Genomic DNA, 15,232 nt, shown 5'->3' on the forward strand with positions numbered 1-15,232 from the left:
GGCCGTGGGATTCGCTGGGTCAGCGGCGGCCCTCCGCGCGGGCCCGCGTCCAGGCCGCCTCGCGCAGCAGCCGCAGGCCGTTGAGCCCGACGATGATGGTCGAGCCCTCGTGGCCGAGGACGCCGAGGGGGAGGGGCAGGGTGGCGCTGAGGTCCCAGACGGCCAGGCCCGAGATGAAGACGGCGGCGATGGCCAGGTTCTGCACGACCAGGCGGCGGGCCCGGCGGGAGAGGGCCACCACAGTGGGTACGGTGGCCAGTTCGTCGCGGACGATCACCGCGTCGGCGGTCTCCAGGGCGAGGTCCGAGCCGGCCCGGCCCATGGCCACACCGGTGTGGGCGGCGGCCAGCGCGGGCGCGTCGTTGACGCCGTCGCCCACGACCAGGACCTTGCGGCCCGCCTGCTCCAGTTCCGTCACTGCTGCGACCTTGTCCTGCGGGAGCAGTCCCGCGCGGACGTCGGTGATGCCGACCTCGGTGGCCAGGCGGACGGCGGCGCGCGGATTGTCGCCGGTGACCAGCGTCGGCGCGGTGCCCGTGAGCGCGGTGAGGGAGGCGACGGTGGCGGTGGCGTCCGGCCGCAGCCGGTCGGCGAGGCCCAGGACTCCGGCCGGCGTGCCGTCGGCCACCACCAGGACCGCGGTGCGCCCACCGTCCTCGAGTTCGGCGGCGACGGCGGTGTGCGCGCCGTCGGCACTGGACAGCAGTCGGGCTGGGGAGCCGACCGCGATCTTGCGGCCGTCCACGGTGGCGGTGACTCCGGCGCCGGGGGTGGAGGTGAAGTCCTCGGCGCCGGGCAGTGTGAGCCCCCGGGCGCGGGCGGCGTTCACGACGGCGTGGGCCAGTGGGTGCTCGCTGGGGTGCTCGGCCGCCGCGGCCAGCCGCAGCAACTCCCCTTCCGTGAGCCCTGAGCCGGGCAACGGCCGGATGTCGGTGACACGCGGGGTGCCCTCGGTGAGGGTGCCGGTCTTGTCGAGGGCGACCGCGTCGATCTGGCCGAGGCGTTCCATCACTACGGCCGACTTCACGAGGACACCGTGGCGCCCGGCGTTGGCGATCGCGGACAGCAGCGGCGGCATGGTCGCCAGGACGACCGCGCACGGCGAGGCGACGATCATGAAGGTCATGGCCCGCAGCAGCGAGCCGGTCAGCGCGGCGCCGAACGCGAGCGGCACAGCGAATACGGCGAGTGTGGCCGCCACCATGCCGATCGAGTAGCGCTGTTCGACCTTCTCGATGAACAACTGCGTGGGCGCCTTGGTCTCCGACGCCTCCTCGACCATCTGCACGATCCGGGCGATCACCGAGTCGGAGGCGTCCCGCTCGACCCTGACGCGGAGGGCGCCGGTGCCGTTGAGCGTGCCGGCGAACACCTCGTCACCGGGTTCCTTCGCGACGGGCAGCGGCTCGCCGGTGATGGTGGCCTGGTCGACCTCGCTCGCTCCGTCCAGCACGCGGCCGTCGGCGCCGATCCGCTCGCCGGGCCGCACCAGCACGGTGTCGCCGACGGCGAGGTCGGTGCTGGGCACGGTCTCCTCACTGCCGTCGCCGCGTAGTCGGGTCGCGGTGGCGGGGGCCAGGTCGAGCAGGCCGCGCACCGAGTCGGCGGTGCGGGCGGTGGCCAGCGCCTCCAGGGCGCCGGACGTGGCGAAGATGACGATCAGCAGGGCGCCGTCCATGACCTGGCCGACTGCGGCGGCCCCGAGCGCCGCCACGATCATCAGCAGGTCGACGTCGAGGGTCCTCTCGCGCAGCGCCTGCAGCCCGGCCAGCGCGGGCTCCCAGCCGCCGGCGGCGTAGGCGAGCCCGTACAGCACCCCCCACGTCCAGGCGGGCGCGTCGGTCAGCCGCAGCGGCAGTGCGAGCAGGAACAGCACCGTGGCCGCTGCCGCCCAGCGGGCCTCGGGCAGCGCGAAGACCCGGGTCCGCCGCTGTGGGGTGGCATCCGGGTGCGCGGTCACCAGGGGCGCGGGCCGCTCGGTCAGGGTGGAAGACATGACGAAGAACCCTTCGGGAGGGCGGGACGGTTCGACCCGACCACCATACAGGTACATATGAAGACCTCTTCAAGTATCGCTTGTATGATGGCCCCCATGGGCCATGGAGCAGTTCCCGCGAAGAACCTCGTCCCGCACACCCGCCTGGACGCGGACAGCGCCGCCCGGGTGGCGACCACCCTCCAGGCCCTCGCCACCCCGTCCCGGCTGCTGATCCTCTCCCGCCTGCGGGAAGGCCCCTGCGCTGCCACCGAACTCGCCACCGAGGTCGGCATGGAGCAGTCCGCGTGCTCCCACCAGCTGCGCCTGCTGCGCAACCTCGGCCTCGTCGTGGGCAGGCGCCAGGGCCGCTCGGTGATCTACGCGCTCTACGACAACCACGTCGCCGAACTCCTCGACCAGGCCGTCTACCACATCGAGCACCAGCGCCTCGGGCTCAGCGACGCCGCGGACGCGGACCATGCGGAGGAGCCCACGCTCGGCGTGAACCGCTGACCGGCAGGCCGCGGCGATGCCGTTGCGGGCGATCGACTGGAAGTACGCCATCGGGTCAGCGACACCGGCGTGCTGAGCAGGTTCCGTATCCGACTGGCCAGGCCCTGCACGGAGCGTGTGGTCCACGGCCGACTGGAGGGCTGGGACGAGGCAGGGGCTGGGCCCGCGCCGCAGTGTGCGACGCGAGCCCAGCCCTTGTCGGCCAGAGGGCGCCGCCGTCAGAAGGCGCCGGTGCCGTTGGGCGTGCCGAGGCCGGTCGGGCCGTCGTATCCCGGACCGGCGGTGCACAGGTAAGTGCCGCCACAGAAGCCGTTGCTGCCCGACGTGACGTCGTTGAGCGCCGACGTGTGGCTGTACGGATATGCGCCGTTGGTGACCTGAGAGGTGTTTCCGGCCAGTGCGTAGACGCTCGCGATGATCGGCGACGAGACGCTGGTGCCGCCGACTTCGACCCATCCGTCGGCACCCTGGGCGAGACCGAGTTGAAGCTCGGTGTCGCACAACAACGGGCCGCCGCAGCTGTTGTACGTGTCGTAGACCGCTACCCCGGTGTTGGGGTCGGCGACCGCGGCCACGTCGGCGACGGTGCGCTTGGCGCATCCGGAGCCATGCTGCCAGGACGGCTTGGCCTCGTACGCCGAGCAGCCCGAGCCCGCGCCGCTCCAGGCGGTCTCGGTCCAGCCGCGCGAGTTGGACGCCTTGCTCAGCGAGGTGCCGCCCACGGCGGTGACGTACGGGGAGGAGGCCGGCCAGGAGACGCCGTAGCCGGAGTCACCCGAGCTCGCTGTGATCGCGACGCCTGGGTGGTGGAAGTGCGAGTCGAAGGACGTGACGGTGTTGTCCTCCGACCCGCCCCAGCTGTTGGAGATCGAGACGACGCCCGGTGTGGTGGCGGCGGTGTCCTCGGCCCTCATGAGATCCGGGACGTTCGCGGACTTTGCCTCGACCAGGAGGATGTGGCAGCCAGGGCAGGTGGCCGAGACCATGTCGAGGTCGAGGCTGATCTCCTCGGCCCATCCGTAGTCACCGGACGGCAGTGGCGATGCCTGGCCGTTCTGGTTCACCTTGCGGAAGCAGCCGTTGGCGGTGGTGCACGACGGCAGACCGTAGGCCCTGCGGTAAGCGGCCAGGTCGGCCTCGGCGTTCGGGTCGTCCATGGCGTCGACGATCGCCACCGTGCGGCCGGATCCCGAGGTGCCGCCCAGTTTGTAGGCGGAGCGCAGATCGGAGGGCACGAACCCCGTCGTGGTCGGGGATCCGGTGGTGAACGGTGACATGCGGCCCGAGCGGGTGCGATGGGCCTTCAGGGTGCCGAAACAGCGGGCTTGTCCCGCGTGCGAGGGATGGGCGCAGCCGAAGGCCGTCGTACTCGCGGAGGCGGTCGCGCGTGGGGTGGACGAGAGAGCGGCGGCCTGGACACCGGTGGCCAGGCCGACGGTGAGGGCAGTGACGGTGAGTGTGAGCATCGCCGTGAGGCCGGCTGCCGTCCTCCGCGTCCGGTGTCTCGGTCGGTGGCGGTGGATCACCAAGGATCCGGAGGGTATCTCGCGTCGGTGCATCAAGCCTCCGTGCGGTTTCAGACGGTTAGGGAGGGCCACATGACGAAAAACAGCGTTGACAGATGGCGTGTCAGGTCAGCTGCGGGCCGGTTGGTTCACCATGCGGCCGCCCTCTTCCGCTGGTCAAGGTCATGCCAATGCAGGTCTTGTGAGGCTGCCGAGGTGAGCGAGTGAACCGCCGTTGATGCTGGTGTGTCCGCATGTTCCTCGCTCCAGCCACGAGATGCGGACGGCCCTGAACGAGTCGTCGGGGCGCAGAGGGTGGTGAAGAAGCCGGTTGCGAGCCCGGCGATGACGGTGTCCAGGTCCTTGCGGGTGGGCTGACAGGCCGGTGCCGTCGGACGGGTGGATTGTGACGGGAGCCTCCCGGTGATGCACCTGCCGAACTCCCGGCCCGCGTCGATAATGACCTTGTGCGCTCGCTAGCCAGGAAATCCGTCTTGCCCCTGACGCTGGTCATCGTCGCGGCAGCCGCCGTGGCGGGCGACGCCACGGCGGTAACCCATGCGGCCAGAAGCAGCGGGCGCAGCGGTTTCGGCAAGTCCGGCGAGCCGGGCCAGTCCCCCCAGGACCAGGACCAGGCCCTCTCTGCGACGGCCCCGGCCAAGGACGGCACCGCGTACACCCCCCGCAGGACCGAGGAGAACGCCCGGATCGGCGCGGTCTTCGAGAAGGATGACCAGGGCGCCCATTTCTGCACGGCGAGCGTGGTGCGCAGTCCGGGCCGGAACATGCTGATCACCGCGGCCCACTGCGCCTTCGATGCCGACGCCGGACGGCCGGTGAACGACCTGGTCTTCGCCCCCGGCTACCGCAACGGCGACGAGCCCACCGGCCTGTGGAAGGTCAGCAAGGTGGTCGTCGACGACCGCTGGGCCAAGTCGCAGGACGAGGACCTCGACGTCGCCTTCCTCATCCTCGAACAGAAGGACGGCAAGGACATCCAGGACGTCCTGGGCGGCAACACCCTCGGTGTGGACCGCGGCTTCGACAACAAGGTCAAGATCACCGGCTATCCCAGCAGCCGTGACACCCCGATCTCATGCCAGAACCGCACCACGAAGTTCAGCGACACCCAGCTGCGCATCCAGTGCACCGACCTCGAGGACGGGACCAGCGGCAGCCCCTGGCTCGCCGATTACGACCCCAAGAGCCACACCGGCACGGTCATCGGCGTCCTCGGCGGCCACGAGGGCGGCGGTGACGAGGACGACGTCTCCTACGCCGCGTACTTCGACGACGACATCGCCAAGCTCTACCGACGCGCCCAGGACGAGGACTGAGCCGGTTTCATCCGCACCCCGCTCACGGCGAAGGACCGTACTCCGGTAGTGCTTCCGGCGGGCTTCCCCGCGCGGCGGGCTACGACGCGTGCGGCGTCCGGCTCCCGCTTTCGAGCACACGGAGCAAGGCCGCTGCAACGACACGTGTCTGTACGCCCCATGCCTATCACGCGGCACGGGACCCCCACCGAACCAGCTCGTAGCCCTCGGCCCGTGAGAACCCCAACGCCTTGCAGGCATCCTCTACGCTCCCCGTTCCGTCCCAGTGGTGGACTGCTCCAAACGGATTCGTTGCCCTGCCCCGTCTACGGCGAGGTGGGCGCGGTGGCCTGCCAGGCCGGAGGACTCGGCGGTGACGTCGTCCACGCCGGCGACCACGAGGGTGTCGCCTCCGCGTTCCGCACGAGGGTCCCCGGTGCGAAATACTCTCCCGATGAGTTCACGCACTTCCCCGATCAGTCAGCCGATCACCATACGGAGGGCCGTCGCGCGCGATGCCAAACGGCTCACACGGCTCGTGCGTGGCTCAGGCGCCTACGAGGGCAAGTACGCAGCCGCAGTCGCGGGCTACCGGGTGGGTCCTGACTACATCGAGGCCCACCGCGCCTACGTAGCCGTCGGCTCCGACGAGCATGGAGGCCGGATCCTCGGGTTCTACTCGCTCGTCCTCGCTCCACCGGAGCTCGACCTGCTGTTCGTCGCCGACGAAGCGCAGGGACGGGGTATTGGACGACTGCTCGTCGCGCACATGCAGTCCGAGGCCCGTGCCGCCGGGCTCGACCGTGTCGTGGTCGTGTCGCACGTTCCCGCCGAGGACTTCTACCACCGCGTCGGTGCGGTACGCGTCGGGACCGCCCTCGCGAACCCGCCCGCCGTCCTGTGGGACCGTCCCCAATTCGAGTTTCGCATTCCTTCGGAATGACGCGGTGCGCCGGTTCGCAGGACACCGGCTCACCGGCTTCGCCTGCATGGCGCGCTCCGTGTGTGCCGTCGTCTCTGCCCTGGCGAGGGGATCGCCTGCGCCGACACCGAGCCGTCGCTTTCCCCACCCGCGGCCACGCCGGTCACCCGATCACGTACGTGCCCGGCCCCGTCCTTGTGCGGCTGTGCTTGGTCGGCGGGGAGGTAAGGCGCATGGTCCGGGACACCGATCCCCTGCTGCCGGCAGCCTGGCGAGCAGACCCGCAGCGGGTGGGTCGGCACGGTCCGGAGATCGTGAGGCCATCGCACAGGCCGTCGATCGTGATGTACCTGCGGCAGAAGCAGACGCACACTCAATGGAGGAAAACTGTCATGGCGACAGTAGACATTCCGTCGTCGCAGGGTTAGCGTTGTCTTCGTACCCAGAGGTCGAATTGGGCACAGCAGGCACGAACTGCTGTGCAGGTAGAACAGAAGGACACAGCCCCAGTGGGCTGTGAGCGGTATCCGCGAAATCGAAAGGTAAGGAGCAGAACGCCATCAGGATCGCCCGGGCGAGGAAGCAGTCCGCCCGGGTACCGCAAGGCCCCGGATTGGAAGGTGGTCCCCGGTCACGCATTCGCGATCCCCGCAACCCCGCCCTCCCAGGCGGCACGTGCGGAAAAAGAAGGCCGGCGCAGCGCGCCGGTAGATGGTGTTGAAAGCTCGGGGCCCGGGTGCCAGTACGGCACCCGGGCCCCCCGACGCGTCCCCGAAAGAAGAGGTCTATGCCGCCTGCCGGTTCCCGTCCCGTCGGCCCTCTCGACGATGATGACTACCCCGCCTACACCATGGGCCGGGCCGCCGAGATGCTCGGCACCACCCCTGCGTTCCTCCGTGCCCTCGGTGAACACCGCCTGATCACCCCGCTGCGCTCCGACGGCGGCCATCGCCGCTACTCCCGGTACCAGCTGCGCATCGCCGCCCGCGCCCGCGAACTCGTCGACCAGGGCACCGCCATAGAGGCCGCCTGCCGCATCGTCATCCTCGAAGACCAGCTCGAAGAGGCGCAGCGCATCAACGAGCAGCTGCGCGCCGAGGGCGGCGAGGCTCAGCCGAGGACATCAGCCTGATCAGAACGCCCGAAGCCGAGGCAACCGATGCACTGCCGACGGTCGAGGCCGCTGAGGGACCGCGCCGCCGTTCCGGAGCTCAGGCGGGCTCAACGCTTCTGGGGGCCGCGGCCGGAACGGCACCGTGCTGCCGGGCTACGGCTCAGGCGTCGATGATGACAGGGATGATGAGGGGCTTGCGGCGATAGGTGCGGAACGCCCAGTTCGCCACGGCGCGGGCGAGGAGCTGTTCGAGTTGGTGCGGATCCCCGACGCCTTCCTCGGCTGCGGTGGCCAGGGTCTTCTCGATGACAGGGATGACCGGCTCGAAGGTGGCGTCGTCGTGGACGAAGCCCCGGGCCAGGAAGTCGGGGGCCTCGGCGAGGGCGCCGGTGTCCGCGTCGACGATCGCCACCACCGTGACCACGCCTTCGGCGGCGAGGGTGAGACGGTCCTTGAGGGACGCTTCGGTGGCGCCTCCGACTTCCATGCCGTCCACGTAGACGTTGCCGGCGGGGACCTTGCCGGTGATGGATGCGCGTCCGTCGACCAGGTCGACGACGACGCCGTCCTCGGCGATGACGACCCGGTCGGGGTCGACACCGGTACGGATGGCGAGGTCGGCGTTGGCCCGCAGATGGCGCCATTCGCCGTGCACGGGCATGACGTTCCGGGGCTTGACGATGTTGTAGCAGTAGACGAGTTCGCCGGCGCTGGCATGCCCGGAGACGTGCACCTTGGCGTTGCCCTTGTGGACCACGTGGGCGCCCCACCGGGTGAGTCCGTTGATCACCCGGTAGATGGCGTTCTCGTTGCCGGGGATGAGGGAGCTGGCGAGGAGGACGGTGTCGCCCTTGCCGATGCGGATCAGGTGGTCGCGGTTGGCCATCCGTGACAGCGCGGCCATCGGTTCGCCCTGGGAGCCGGTGCACACCAGCGTGATCTTGTGGTCCGGGAGCTTCTCCAGCTCCTTCGTGCTCACGACCAGACCGGAGGGGACCTTCAGATAGCCCAGGTCACGGGCGATGCCCATGTTGCGGACCATCGACCGGCCGACGAAGGCGACCTTGCGGCCGTGCTGGTGGGCGGCGTCCAGGACCTGCTGGATGCGGTGCACGTGGCTGGCGAAGCTGGAGACGATGACCCGGCGCGGCGCGGTGCGCATCACCTGCTCGATCGCCGGGTTGAGCTCACGCTCGGAGGTGGTGAAGCCGGGTACTTCGGCGTTGGTGGAGTCGGTGAGGAACAGGTCCACGCCCTCCTCGCCGAGGCGGGCGAAGGCGCGCAGATCGGTGATGCGGTCGTCGAGAGGGAACTGGTCCATCTTGAAGTCGCCGGTGTGCAGCACCATCCCGGCCCGCGTGCGGATCGCGACCGCGAGGCTGTCGGGGATGGAGTGGTTGACCGCCACGAACTCGCAGTCGAAGGGCCCGAAGCCACGCCGGTCGCCCTCCCGTACCCGCACCGTGCGTGGCCGGATGCCGTGTTCCTTGAGCTTGGCCTCCAGGAACGCCAGCGTCAGCTTGGAGCCGACGACGGGAATGTCGGACCGCTCGCGCAGCAGGTACGGCACGCCGCCGATGTGGTCCTCGTGACCGTGGGTGAGGACCACGGCCACGATGTCGTCCAGCCGGTCCCGGATCGAGGTGAAGTCCGGCAGGATCACGTCCACGCCGGGCTGGGTCTCCTCGGGGAACAGTACGCCGCAGTCGACGATGAGCAGCTTGCCCGCGTGCTCGAAGACGGTCATGTTGCGGCCGATCTCACCCAGGCCGCCCAGGGCGATGACCCGCAGCCCTCCTTCGGGAAGGGGCGGTGCGGCTTTCAGCTCGGGGTGCGGATGACTCATACCCTGACGGTACCCGGAGATCGGGACAGGGTGATCCACTGCCTGTGTGATCCAACGAGTGCTCGGTACGACCCGACGCCGGAGACGTACTGGCGCTCAGGTCGGCAACCGTCCCATCTGCCCCCTGCCCGGGCAGCATCAGGCCGGGCGGTGTCCGGCTTGCTGACCTGTACCCGCGGCAGTGACCTGCTGCGCCGCCCGGCGCCCGCTTCAGGCCGACTCACCGTCCGCACCCGTACAAGATTCGCCTGAGGGGCGACTTGATTTTGCCGGCGCCAGCCCCTCCGAACCCACCTCGCTGCCTCAGCACCGGGCCACGACGCCGCCGGGCCTGAGCGCCGGCCTGGGTGATTCGGCGTGGAACACCGCCGCGTCTGCCACCACCGCGGCCGAACCGCAGGCCGCCGGCTGGAGGGCGGCTAGAGGGGCAGTGCGGGAGGGAATCGGTCGGCCGAGTGGAGTTCAGGCGTAGGCGTCCTCGACAGCGACTCGTCGCACCGTGCGCAGCGTCGACTGGAGACTGTCCAGATCGGTCGAGCCGAGAGCGAGGCGGAGCGCCTGTGGTGTGTGCTTCGAGGTGGTGAAGGGCTCCGCCGTGCTTACGGAGATGTGCTGACGTGCGAGGGTGGCGGTCAGGCGATCGGCGCGTGCGTCGTCGGGCAGCGGAAGCCAGGTGAAGTAGGACGAGGGGTGGCTGATGAGTGGTAGGCCTGCCAGTTCCTGTCTGGCGAGTGCTTGGCGGGCCTTGGCGTCGTCGCGTTTCTGCGCTTCCAAGCGGTCCACCGTGCCGTCCTCGAGCCAGCGGCAGGCGATCGCGGTGGTGAGGGCCGGGGTGTTCCAGGTGGTTGCCCGAATCGCGCGTTCGAGCGACGGCACCCTGGACGGCGGGGCGACGACGAAGCCGACCCGGAGGCCGGTCGCGACGTTCTTGGACAGTCCCGAGACGTAGACGGTGAGGTCCGGTGCACTTGCAGCCAGCGGCGGTGGAGGGTCCTCGACCAGGTAGGCGTATGCGGCGTCTTCGATGATGAGCGGACCGTGCTGCCGAGCGATCTCGATCAGACGGGTGCGGTCGGTCGCCGACATGACCCACCCCAGAGGATTGTGCAAGGTCGGCATGGTGTAGATCGCGCGCACAGGGCGGGTCGCGCACAGCTTCTCGAGGGCATCGAGATCGGGCCCGTCGGTGGTTGTGGGTATGGGCTCCAGGTCGAGATGAAAGGCATGCGCGAGCACCTTGAAACCCGGGTAGGTGAGTGCGTCGACCGCGACGACGTCGCCGGCGTTGAGCGCGGTCATGACGGTGATGGCCAGGCCGTGCTGCGCACCGTTGACGATGAGGATCTGATCCGCGTCAGGAGTGATTCCCCGACGCCTCAGGTGCCGTGCGATCGAGGCTCTGTCCTGTGGGCGCCCTCGATGTGGTTGGTAGCGCAGCAGCGAGTCGAGTTCACCAGAGGTGGCCACCTCGCGCAGAGCCTGCCGTAGGAGATCGGCTTGGTCGGGCAGCGAGGGATAGTTGAAGTTGAGGTCGACCGCATCCGTGGCGACGACTTGCTGATCGATGCCGTGACCGGCGGGAACCGCGATGTCACGCACGAATGTCCCGCGGCCCTGTTCCCGGCTCACCAAGCCCATCGCTTCCAGCTCGGCGTACACCCGGGTCGCGGTCACCACGGCGATGCCCTCGCGGGCGGCGAGCCCGCGGTGTGTCGGCAGCCGCACGCCTGCGGCGAGCCGGCCTGTCCGGATGTCGGATGCGAGCGCGTCGACCAGGATTTTGTACCGCGAGGCTGCCATGCACCGGATTGTATCCATGACAATTCTTTGACTGTCCCGTCCGTGGGTCCTTACCGTCATGGCCCACTCATCCGGAAGGACAGTCGCCGTGCACATCGCCATCCTCACCTTCGAGGGCTACAACGAGCTGGACTCCCTGATCGCGCTCGGTGTACTCAACCGCATCAAGACCGACGGCTGGCGCGTCACCATCGCCACCCCCAGCCCCAAGGTGACGTCGATGAACGGGGTGACCATCGAGCAGATGTCCACTCTTGAGGAGGCGTGCGCCGCTGACGCCGTCATCGTCGGCAGTGGCATCGCTACCCGCGAGGTCGTCGAAGACCAGGCGATCATGAACATCCTGCGCGGCCTGGACCCGTCCCGCCAACTCATCGCCGCGCAGTGCTCCGGCGCGCTCGTGCTGGCCAAGCTCGGCCTGCTGAACGACATCCCCGCCTGCACCGACCTGACCACCAAGCCCTGGGTCATCGCCGCCGGCGTCGAGGTGCTCAACCAGCCCTTCTACGCCAAGAACAACATCGCCACCGCCGGCGGCTGCCTCGCCTCGCACTACCTCGCCGCCTGGATCATCGCCCGCCTCGAGGGCAACGACGCCGCCGAAAGCGCACTGCACTATGTCGCCCCGGTCGGCGAGAAGGAGGAATACATCGAGCGCGCGTGGCGCAACATCACCCCCTACCTGCCCGCTCCCGCACCGGCGCTCGTCTGAATCGACCAGGCGCAGGCAGTGACTGGCCAGGAAGCCGTGCCTCGGCAGCCTGCCTGGTCGTTCGCGGGCCGCCTGCGATCGTTTCGGCGGACTGGCCAAGGGCTTCACGTGGCACCAGTTGGCTGATGCCGAATTCGGTCCACCGGAAGTCTTTCGCCGGTGGCTACTGCCGCGCTTCTCGGCAAAGGCGCCGGCTCCCTCGCCATCGCCTTGGCGGCGGTCTCCATGGCGCCACCGAGGAATGCAGCCTGACGACGGGCCGACGGTCGACCGCGCTGCGGCGTTGTGCCTCCGCCGCACCGATCGAGCTCGGGAAAGGCAGGGGCGAGGTTCTCGAATCGGTCCTGCCCGCCTGGGCATTGGCTGGGCAGGCAGCCCTGATGCCTTGTCGCGCGCCGACGGCTCGGTGACGGCGCGCGTCGATCTCACCCAGCGGTCGGCTCGCCGCCGAGGCCGAGCCGGCCGACGACGGAGCCGTTCATCGACAGCCTGCCGCTGCGCCTGTCTAGCCTGACTACCCTCGGCGGGCTGTCAGACCTCCCTTCCAGGCAGACGACTTGGCCGCCGCCAGGAGGGCTTCGCGGCTCATCGGCGCAGGGAATGAGGGACTGGGGCGGTCTTGACGTCGATCTGATGCTCCGTTGGGAAAGTCAGCAACGGGTCAGTGTGAGTCCTGAAACACCCGGGGACAGCTGACCGAACATGCGAATCGTTGTACGCTCCGAAGACCGCCCTTGACCTGCAAAAAGCGGGCAGGGAGCAGACAAACCGGGAGTTTCTCCGTGCTTCGTACCATGTTCAAGTCCAAGATCCACCGCGCCACCGTCACCCAGGCCGACCTGCACTACGTGGGATCCGTGACCATTGACGCGGACCTGCTCGACGCCGCGGATCTACTGCCGGGCGAGCTCGTGCACATCGTCGACATCACCAACGGCGCCCGGCTGGAGACGTACGTCATCGAGGGCGAGCGCGGGTCCGGGGTGATCGGGATCAACGGGGCGGCCGCCCATCTCGTGCATCCCGGAGACCTGGTGATCATCATCAGCTATGCCCAGGTCACCGACGCCGAGGCGCGGACGCTGAAGCCGCGGGTCGTGCACGTCGACGGCGACAACCGGATCTTGTCCCTCGGCGCCGACGCCTCCGAGCCGGTGCCCGGCTCGGACCAGCGACGCAGTCCGCAGGCCGTCCACGCCTGACCGGGAGGCGGCATCGGACTGGGCGGGGGAGCGTAACGGACCCGGCCGGGAGCGTGCCGCAGTGAGCGGAGCGGCATCGAGTCCCGCGACGGCCGGGCGCGGGCTCCGGTTGTCGACGCGCCGGCCGGTATCGAACGGGCGGCGGCTCCTCCTGTCGGGTGAGTGTCCGCACGGGGGTCGGGTAGGCGGGGGAGTAGTCCAGAGGCGACGTCCAGCGACTGCCGGAGGACACCATGACGAACCCGCATCCCGACCCGGTCCCGCCGGGGCCGACACCGGGTCCGGGTCCTACTCCACCGGACCCCTACCCGAGCCCCGTCCCACCCCCCGAACCGGGCCCTCAGCCCACGCCACCCCCACCGGGCCCCGACCCGACCCCACCCCCGGCACCCCCGGCCCCGGGGCCGCCCGAGCCCTCACCGTCCCCGATCCCGCCGGGCCCGGAGCCCGTACCGAACCCCGAGCCGGGACCGCCCCTGTCCTGAGAACTCCGAGAGCAGCACAAAGGGGCGGGGCGGGGGGAGGACCTGCGCGACACGCCACAGGCCACACAGCACGCGGCCGCAGGACGGTGGTTCCCTGCCGCCCCACCTCGGGCGCATCGCCCGGCAACACCCGCGGCCGCAGGGCGACGGTTCTCCGCGCGGAAACTTGTCCCCTCGGGCGCGCCGACCGGCTAAGCGGAAACCTCCGACCGGTCCCCGCCCCACAGCGTGTGGAACGCGCCCTCCCGGTCCACCCGCCGGTACGTGTGTGCACCGAAGAAGTCCCGCTGCCCCTGGGTCAGAGCCGCCGGCAGGCGGCTCGCCCGCAGCGCGTCGTAGTACGCCAGCGCCGCCGCGAAGCCCGGCGTCGGCACACCCTGCCGGGTCGCCGCGATCAGCACCTCCCGCCAGTCGTCCTGAGCGTCGGCGATCTCCCGTGCGAACGTCTCGTCCGACAGCAGGCTCGGCAGATCGGCGCGGGCGTCGTACGCGGCGCGGATCCGGTCCAGGAAGGCGGCCCGGATGATGCAGCCGCCCCGCCAGATCGAGGCCACCGCGCCGAGGTCGACGTCCCAGCCGTACTCCTCGCTGCCCGCGGCGATCTCGTGGAAGCCCTGCGTGTACGACACGATCTTGGAGGCGTACAGCGCCTGCTCGACCCGGTCGGCGAAGGCCGCCGCCTCCTCCTTGCCGAGCGGCACGGCCGTCGGGCCCGCCAGCCCGTGCGATGCCTCGCGGAGCTTCGCGTGGCCGGACAGCGACCGTGCGAACACCGCCTCGGCGATACCGGACACCGGCACGCCCAGGTCCAGCGCGATCTGCACCGTCCACCGCCCGGTGCCCTTCTGCTCGGCCTGGTCCACCACCACGTCCACGAACGGCTTGCCGGTCGCCACGTCGACGTGCGACAGCACCTCGGCCGTGATCTCGATCAGGTACGAGTCCAGCCGGCCCTGGTTCCAGGTGCGGAAGATGTCCGCGATCTGCGCGGGCTCGTACCCGGCGACATCGCGCAGGAGCTGGTAGGCCTCGCCGATCAGCTGCATGTCGGCGTACTCGATGCCGTTGTGGACCATCTTCACGAAGTGCCCGGCGCCGTCGGGGCCGCAGTGCGTCACGCAGGGCGCGCCGTCCGCCGCCTTCGCGGAGATCTTCTCCAGCATGGGGCCGAGGGACTCGTACGACTCCTTCGAACCGCCCGGCATGATGCTCGGCCCGTGCAGCGCGCCCTCCTCGCCGCCGGAGATGCCCGTGCCGACGAAGTGGATGCCCCGCTCGCGCAGCTCCCGCTCCCGGCGCCGGGTGTCCGCGAAGTGCGCGTTGCCACCGTCGATGATCATGTCACCGGGCTCGAGGAGCGGTGCGAACTCCTCGATCACCGCGTCGGTCGGCTCGCCCGCCTTCACCATGATGATCAGCCGGCGCGGACGTTCCAGGGCCGCCACGAACTCCTCGGCGGTCTCGGCCGAGACGAAGTCGCCCTCGCTCCCGAACTCCTCAACCAGCGCCTTGGTCCGCGCCACCGTACGGTTGTGCACGGCGACCGTGTAGCCGTTGCGGGCGAAGTTCCGAGCGAGGTTGCGGCCCATGACCGCCAGGCCCGTGACACCGATCTGCGCTGAAGTGCTCATACCGCCTGCTCCCTAGCTGCCTCGTTACTACGGCTCCGTCAGTACGGGTCCTCGCCCATCCTGACGTGCCGCTACGGCGAGCGCACATCCGACCCGCCACGCTTGTGTACGCGGCGACGGCGCTTTCCGCCTCACTCTCCGGCGATTCATGTCAAGCGGGGGCCGTTCCCGGCCACTTGGGCGGAGCGGGAGGCCGGTTTTCCGTCTT

11 protein-coding genes are annotated in these 15,232 nt (G+C 69.9%); 6 read left to right on the forward strand and 5 right to left on the reverse strand.

Going from position 1 to position 15,232, the window contains the following annotated elements:
• Window positions 1-19 precede the first annotated feature (19 nt).
• Window positions 20-1,996: a heavy metal translocating P-type ATPase gene (locus AB0D93_RS31640; protein ID WP_362126711.1), complete on the reverse strand. Its 1,977-nt coding sequence runs from the start codon at window positions 1,994-1,996 to the stop codon at window positions 20-22.
• A gap of 96 nt (window positions 1,997-2,092) precedes the next feature.
• Here AB0D93_RS31640 and AB0D93_RS31645 point away from each other — a divergent pair, with 96 nt between their 5' ends.
• Entirely contained in the window at window positions 2,093-2,491 is a 399-nt protein-coding gene (locus AB0D93_RS31645) for a metalloregulator ArsR/SmtB family transcription factor (RefSeq protein ID WP_362126714.1), read from the forward strand.
• A 218-nt stretch (window positions 2,492-2,709) separates the two neighbouring features.
• On the opposite strand, the gene AB0D93_RS31650 is transcribed toward AB0D93_RS31645, so the two are convergent.
• Window positions 2,710-3,957 carry a S53 family peptidase gene (locus AB0D93_RS31650; protein ID WP_362126717.1) on the reverse strand — a complete coding sequence of 416 codons (1,248 nt, stop codon included), beginning with the start codon at window positions 3,955-3,957 and terminating at the stop codon, window positions 2,710-2,712.
• Window positions 3,958-4,490: 533 nt separating this feature from the next.
• On the opposite strand from AB0D93_RS31650, the gene AB0D93_RS31655 reads away from it, so the two are divergent.
• The 3 genes from AB0D93_RS31655 to AB0D93_RS31665 all read left to right on the forward strand — a co-directional run bounded on the left by AB0D93_RS31655 (window position 4,491) and on the right by AB0D93_RS31665 (window position 7,366).
• On the forward strand, window positions 4,491-5,333 hold the full coding sequence (locus tag AB0D93_RS31655; RefSeq protein ID WP_362126720.1) for a trypsin-like serine protease: 843 nt from the start codon (window positions 4,491-4,493) through the stop codon (window positions 5,331-5,333).
• A gap of 433 nt (window positions 5,334-5,766) precedes the next feature.
• A complete protein-coding gene (locus AB0D93_RS31660) occupies window positions 5,767-6,255 on the forward strand; it encodes a GNAT family N-acetyltransferase (RefSeq protein ID WP_362126723.1) in 489 nt (162 codons plus the stop codon).
• Window positions 6,256-7,021: 766 nt separating this feature from the next.
• Window positions 7,022-7,366, forward strand: a complete 345-nt coding sequence (locus tag AB0D93_RS31665; RefSeq protein ID WP_362126726.1) for a MerR family transcriptional regulator — start codon at window positions 7,022-7,024, stop codon at window positions 7,364-7,366.
• Between the two features lie 142 nt (window positions 7,367-7,508).
• Here AB0D93_RS31665 and AB0D93_RS31670 read toward each other — a convergent pair whose 3' ends face one another.
• Window positions 7,509-9,194 carry a ribonuclease J gene (locus AB0D93_RS31670; protein ID WP_362126729.1) on the reverse strand — a complete coding sequence of 562 codons (1,686 nt, stop codon included), beginning with the start codon at window positions 9,192-9,194 and terminating at the stop codon, window positions 7,509-7,511.
• A gap of 462 nt (window positions 9,195-9,656) precedes the next feature.
• Complete coding sequence (locus AB0D93_RS31675; protein ID WP_362126731.1) at window positions 9,657-10,994, reverse strand: PLP-dependent aminotransferase family protein; 1,338 nt, start codon at window positions 10,992-10,994, stop codon at window positions 9,657-9,659.
• Window positions 10,995-11,082: 88 nt separating this feature from the next.
• Between AB0D93_RS31675 and AB0D93_RS31680 the strand changes: the two genes are divergently transcribed.
• Complete coding sequence (locus AB0D93_RS31680; RefSeq protein ID WP_362126734.1) at window positions 11,083-11,706, forward strand: DJ-1/PfpI family protein; 624 nt, start codon at window positions 11,083-11,085, stop codon at window positions 11,704-11,706.
• A 782-nt stretch (window positions 11,707-12,488) separates the two neighbouring features.
• Entirely contained in the window at window positions 12,489-12,908 is a 420-nt protein-coding gene (panD, locus tag AB0D93_RS31685) for an aspartate 1-decarboxylase (protein ID WP_362126737.1), read from the forward strand.
• A gap of 676 nt (window positions 12,909-13,584) precedes the next feature.
• On the opposite strand, the gene gndA is transcribed toward panD, so the two are convergent.
• Window positions 13,585-15,024: an NADP-dependent phosphogluconate dehydrogenase gene (gene gndA / locus AB0D93_RS31690; RefSeq protein WP_362126740.1), complete on the reverse strand. Its 1,440-nt coding sequence runs from the start codon at window positions 15,022-15,024 to the stop codon at window positions 13,585-13,587.
• Window positions 15,025-15,232: the final 208 nt, after the last annotated feature.

This window comes from Streptomyces sp. NPDC048191, from assembly GCF_040652655.1.
In the GTDB taxonomy this organism is placed as follows: domain Bacteria; phylum Actinomycetota; class Actinomycetes; order Streptomycetales; family Streptomycetaceae; genus Streptomyces.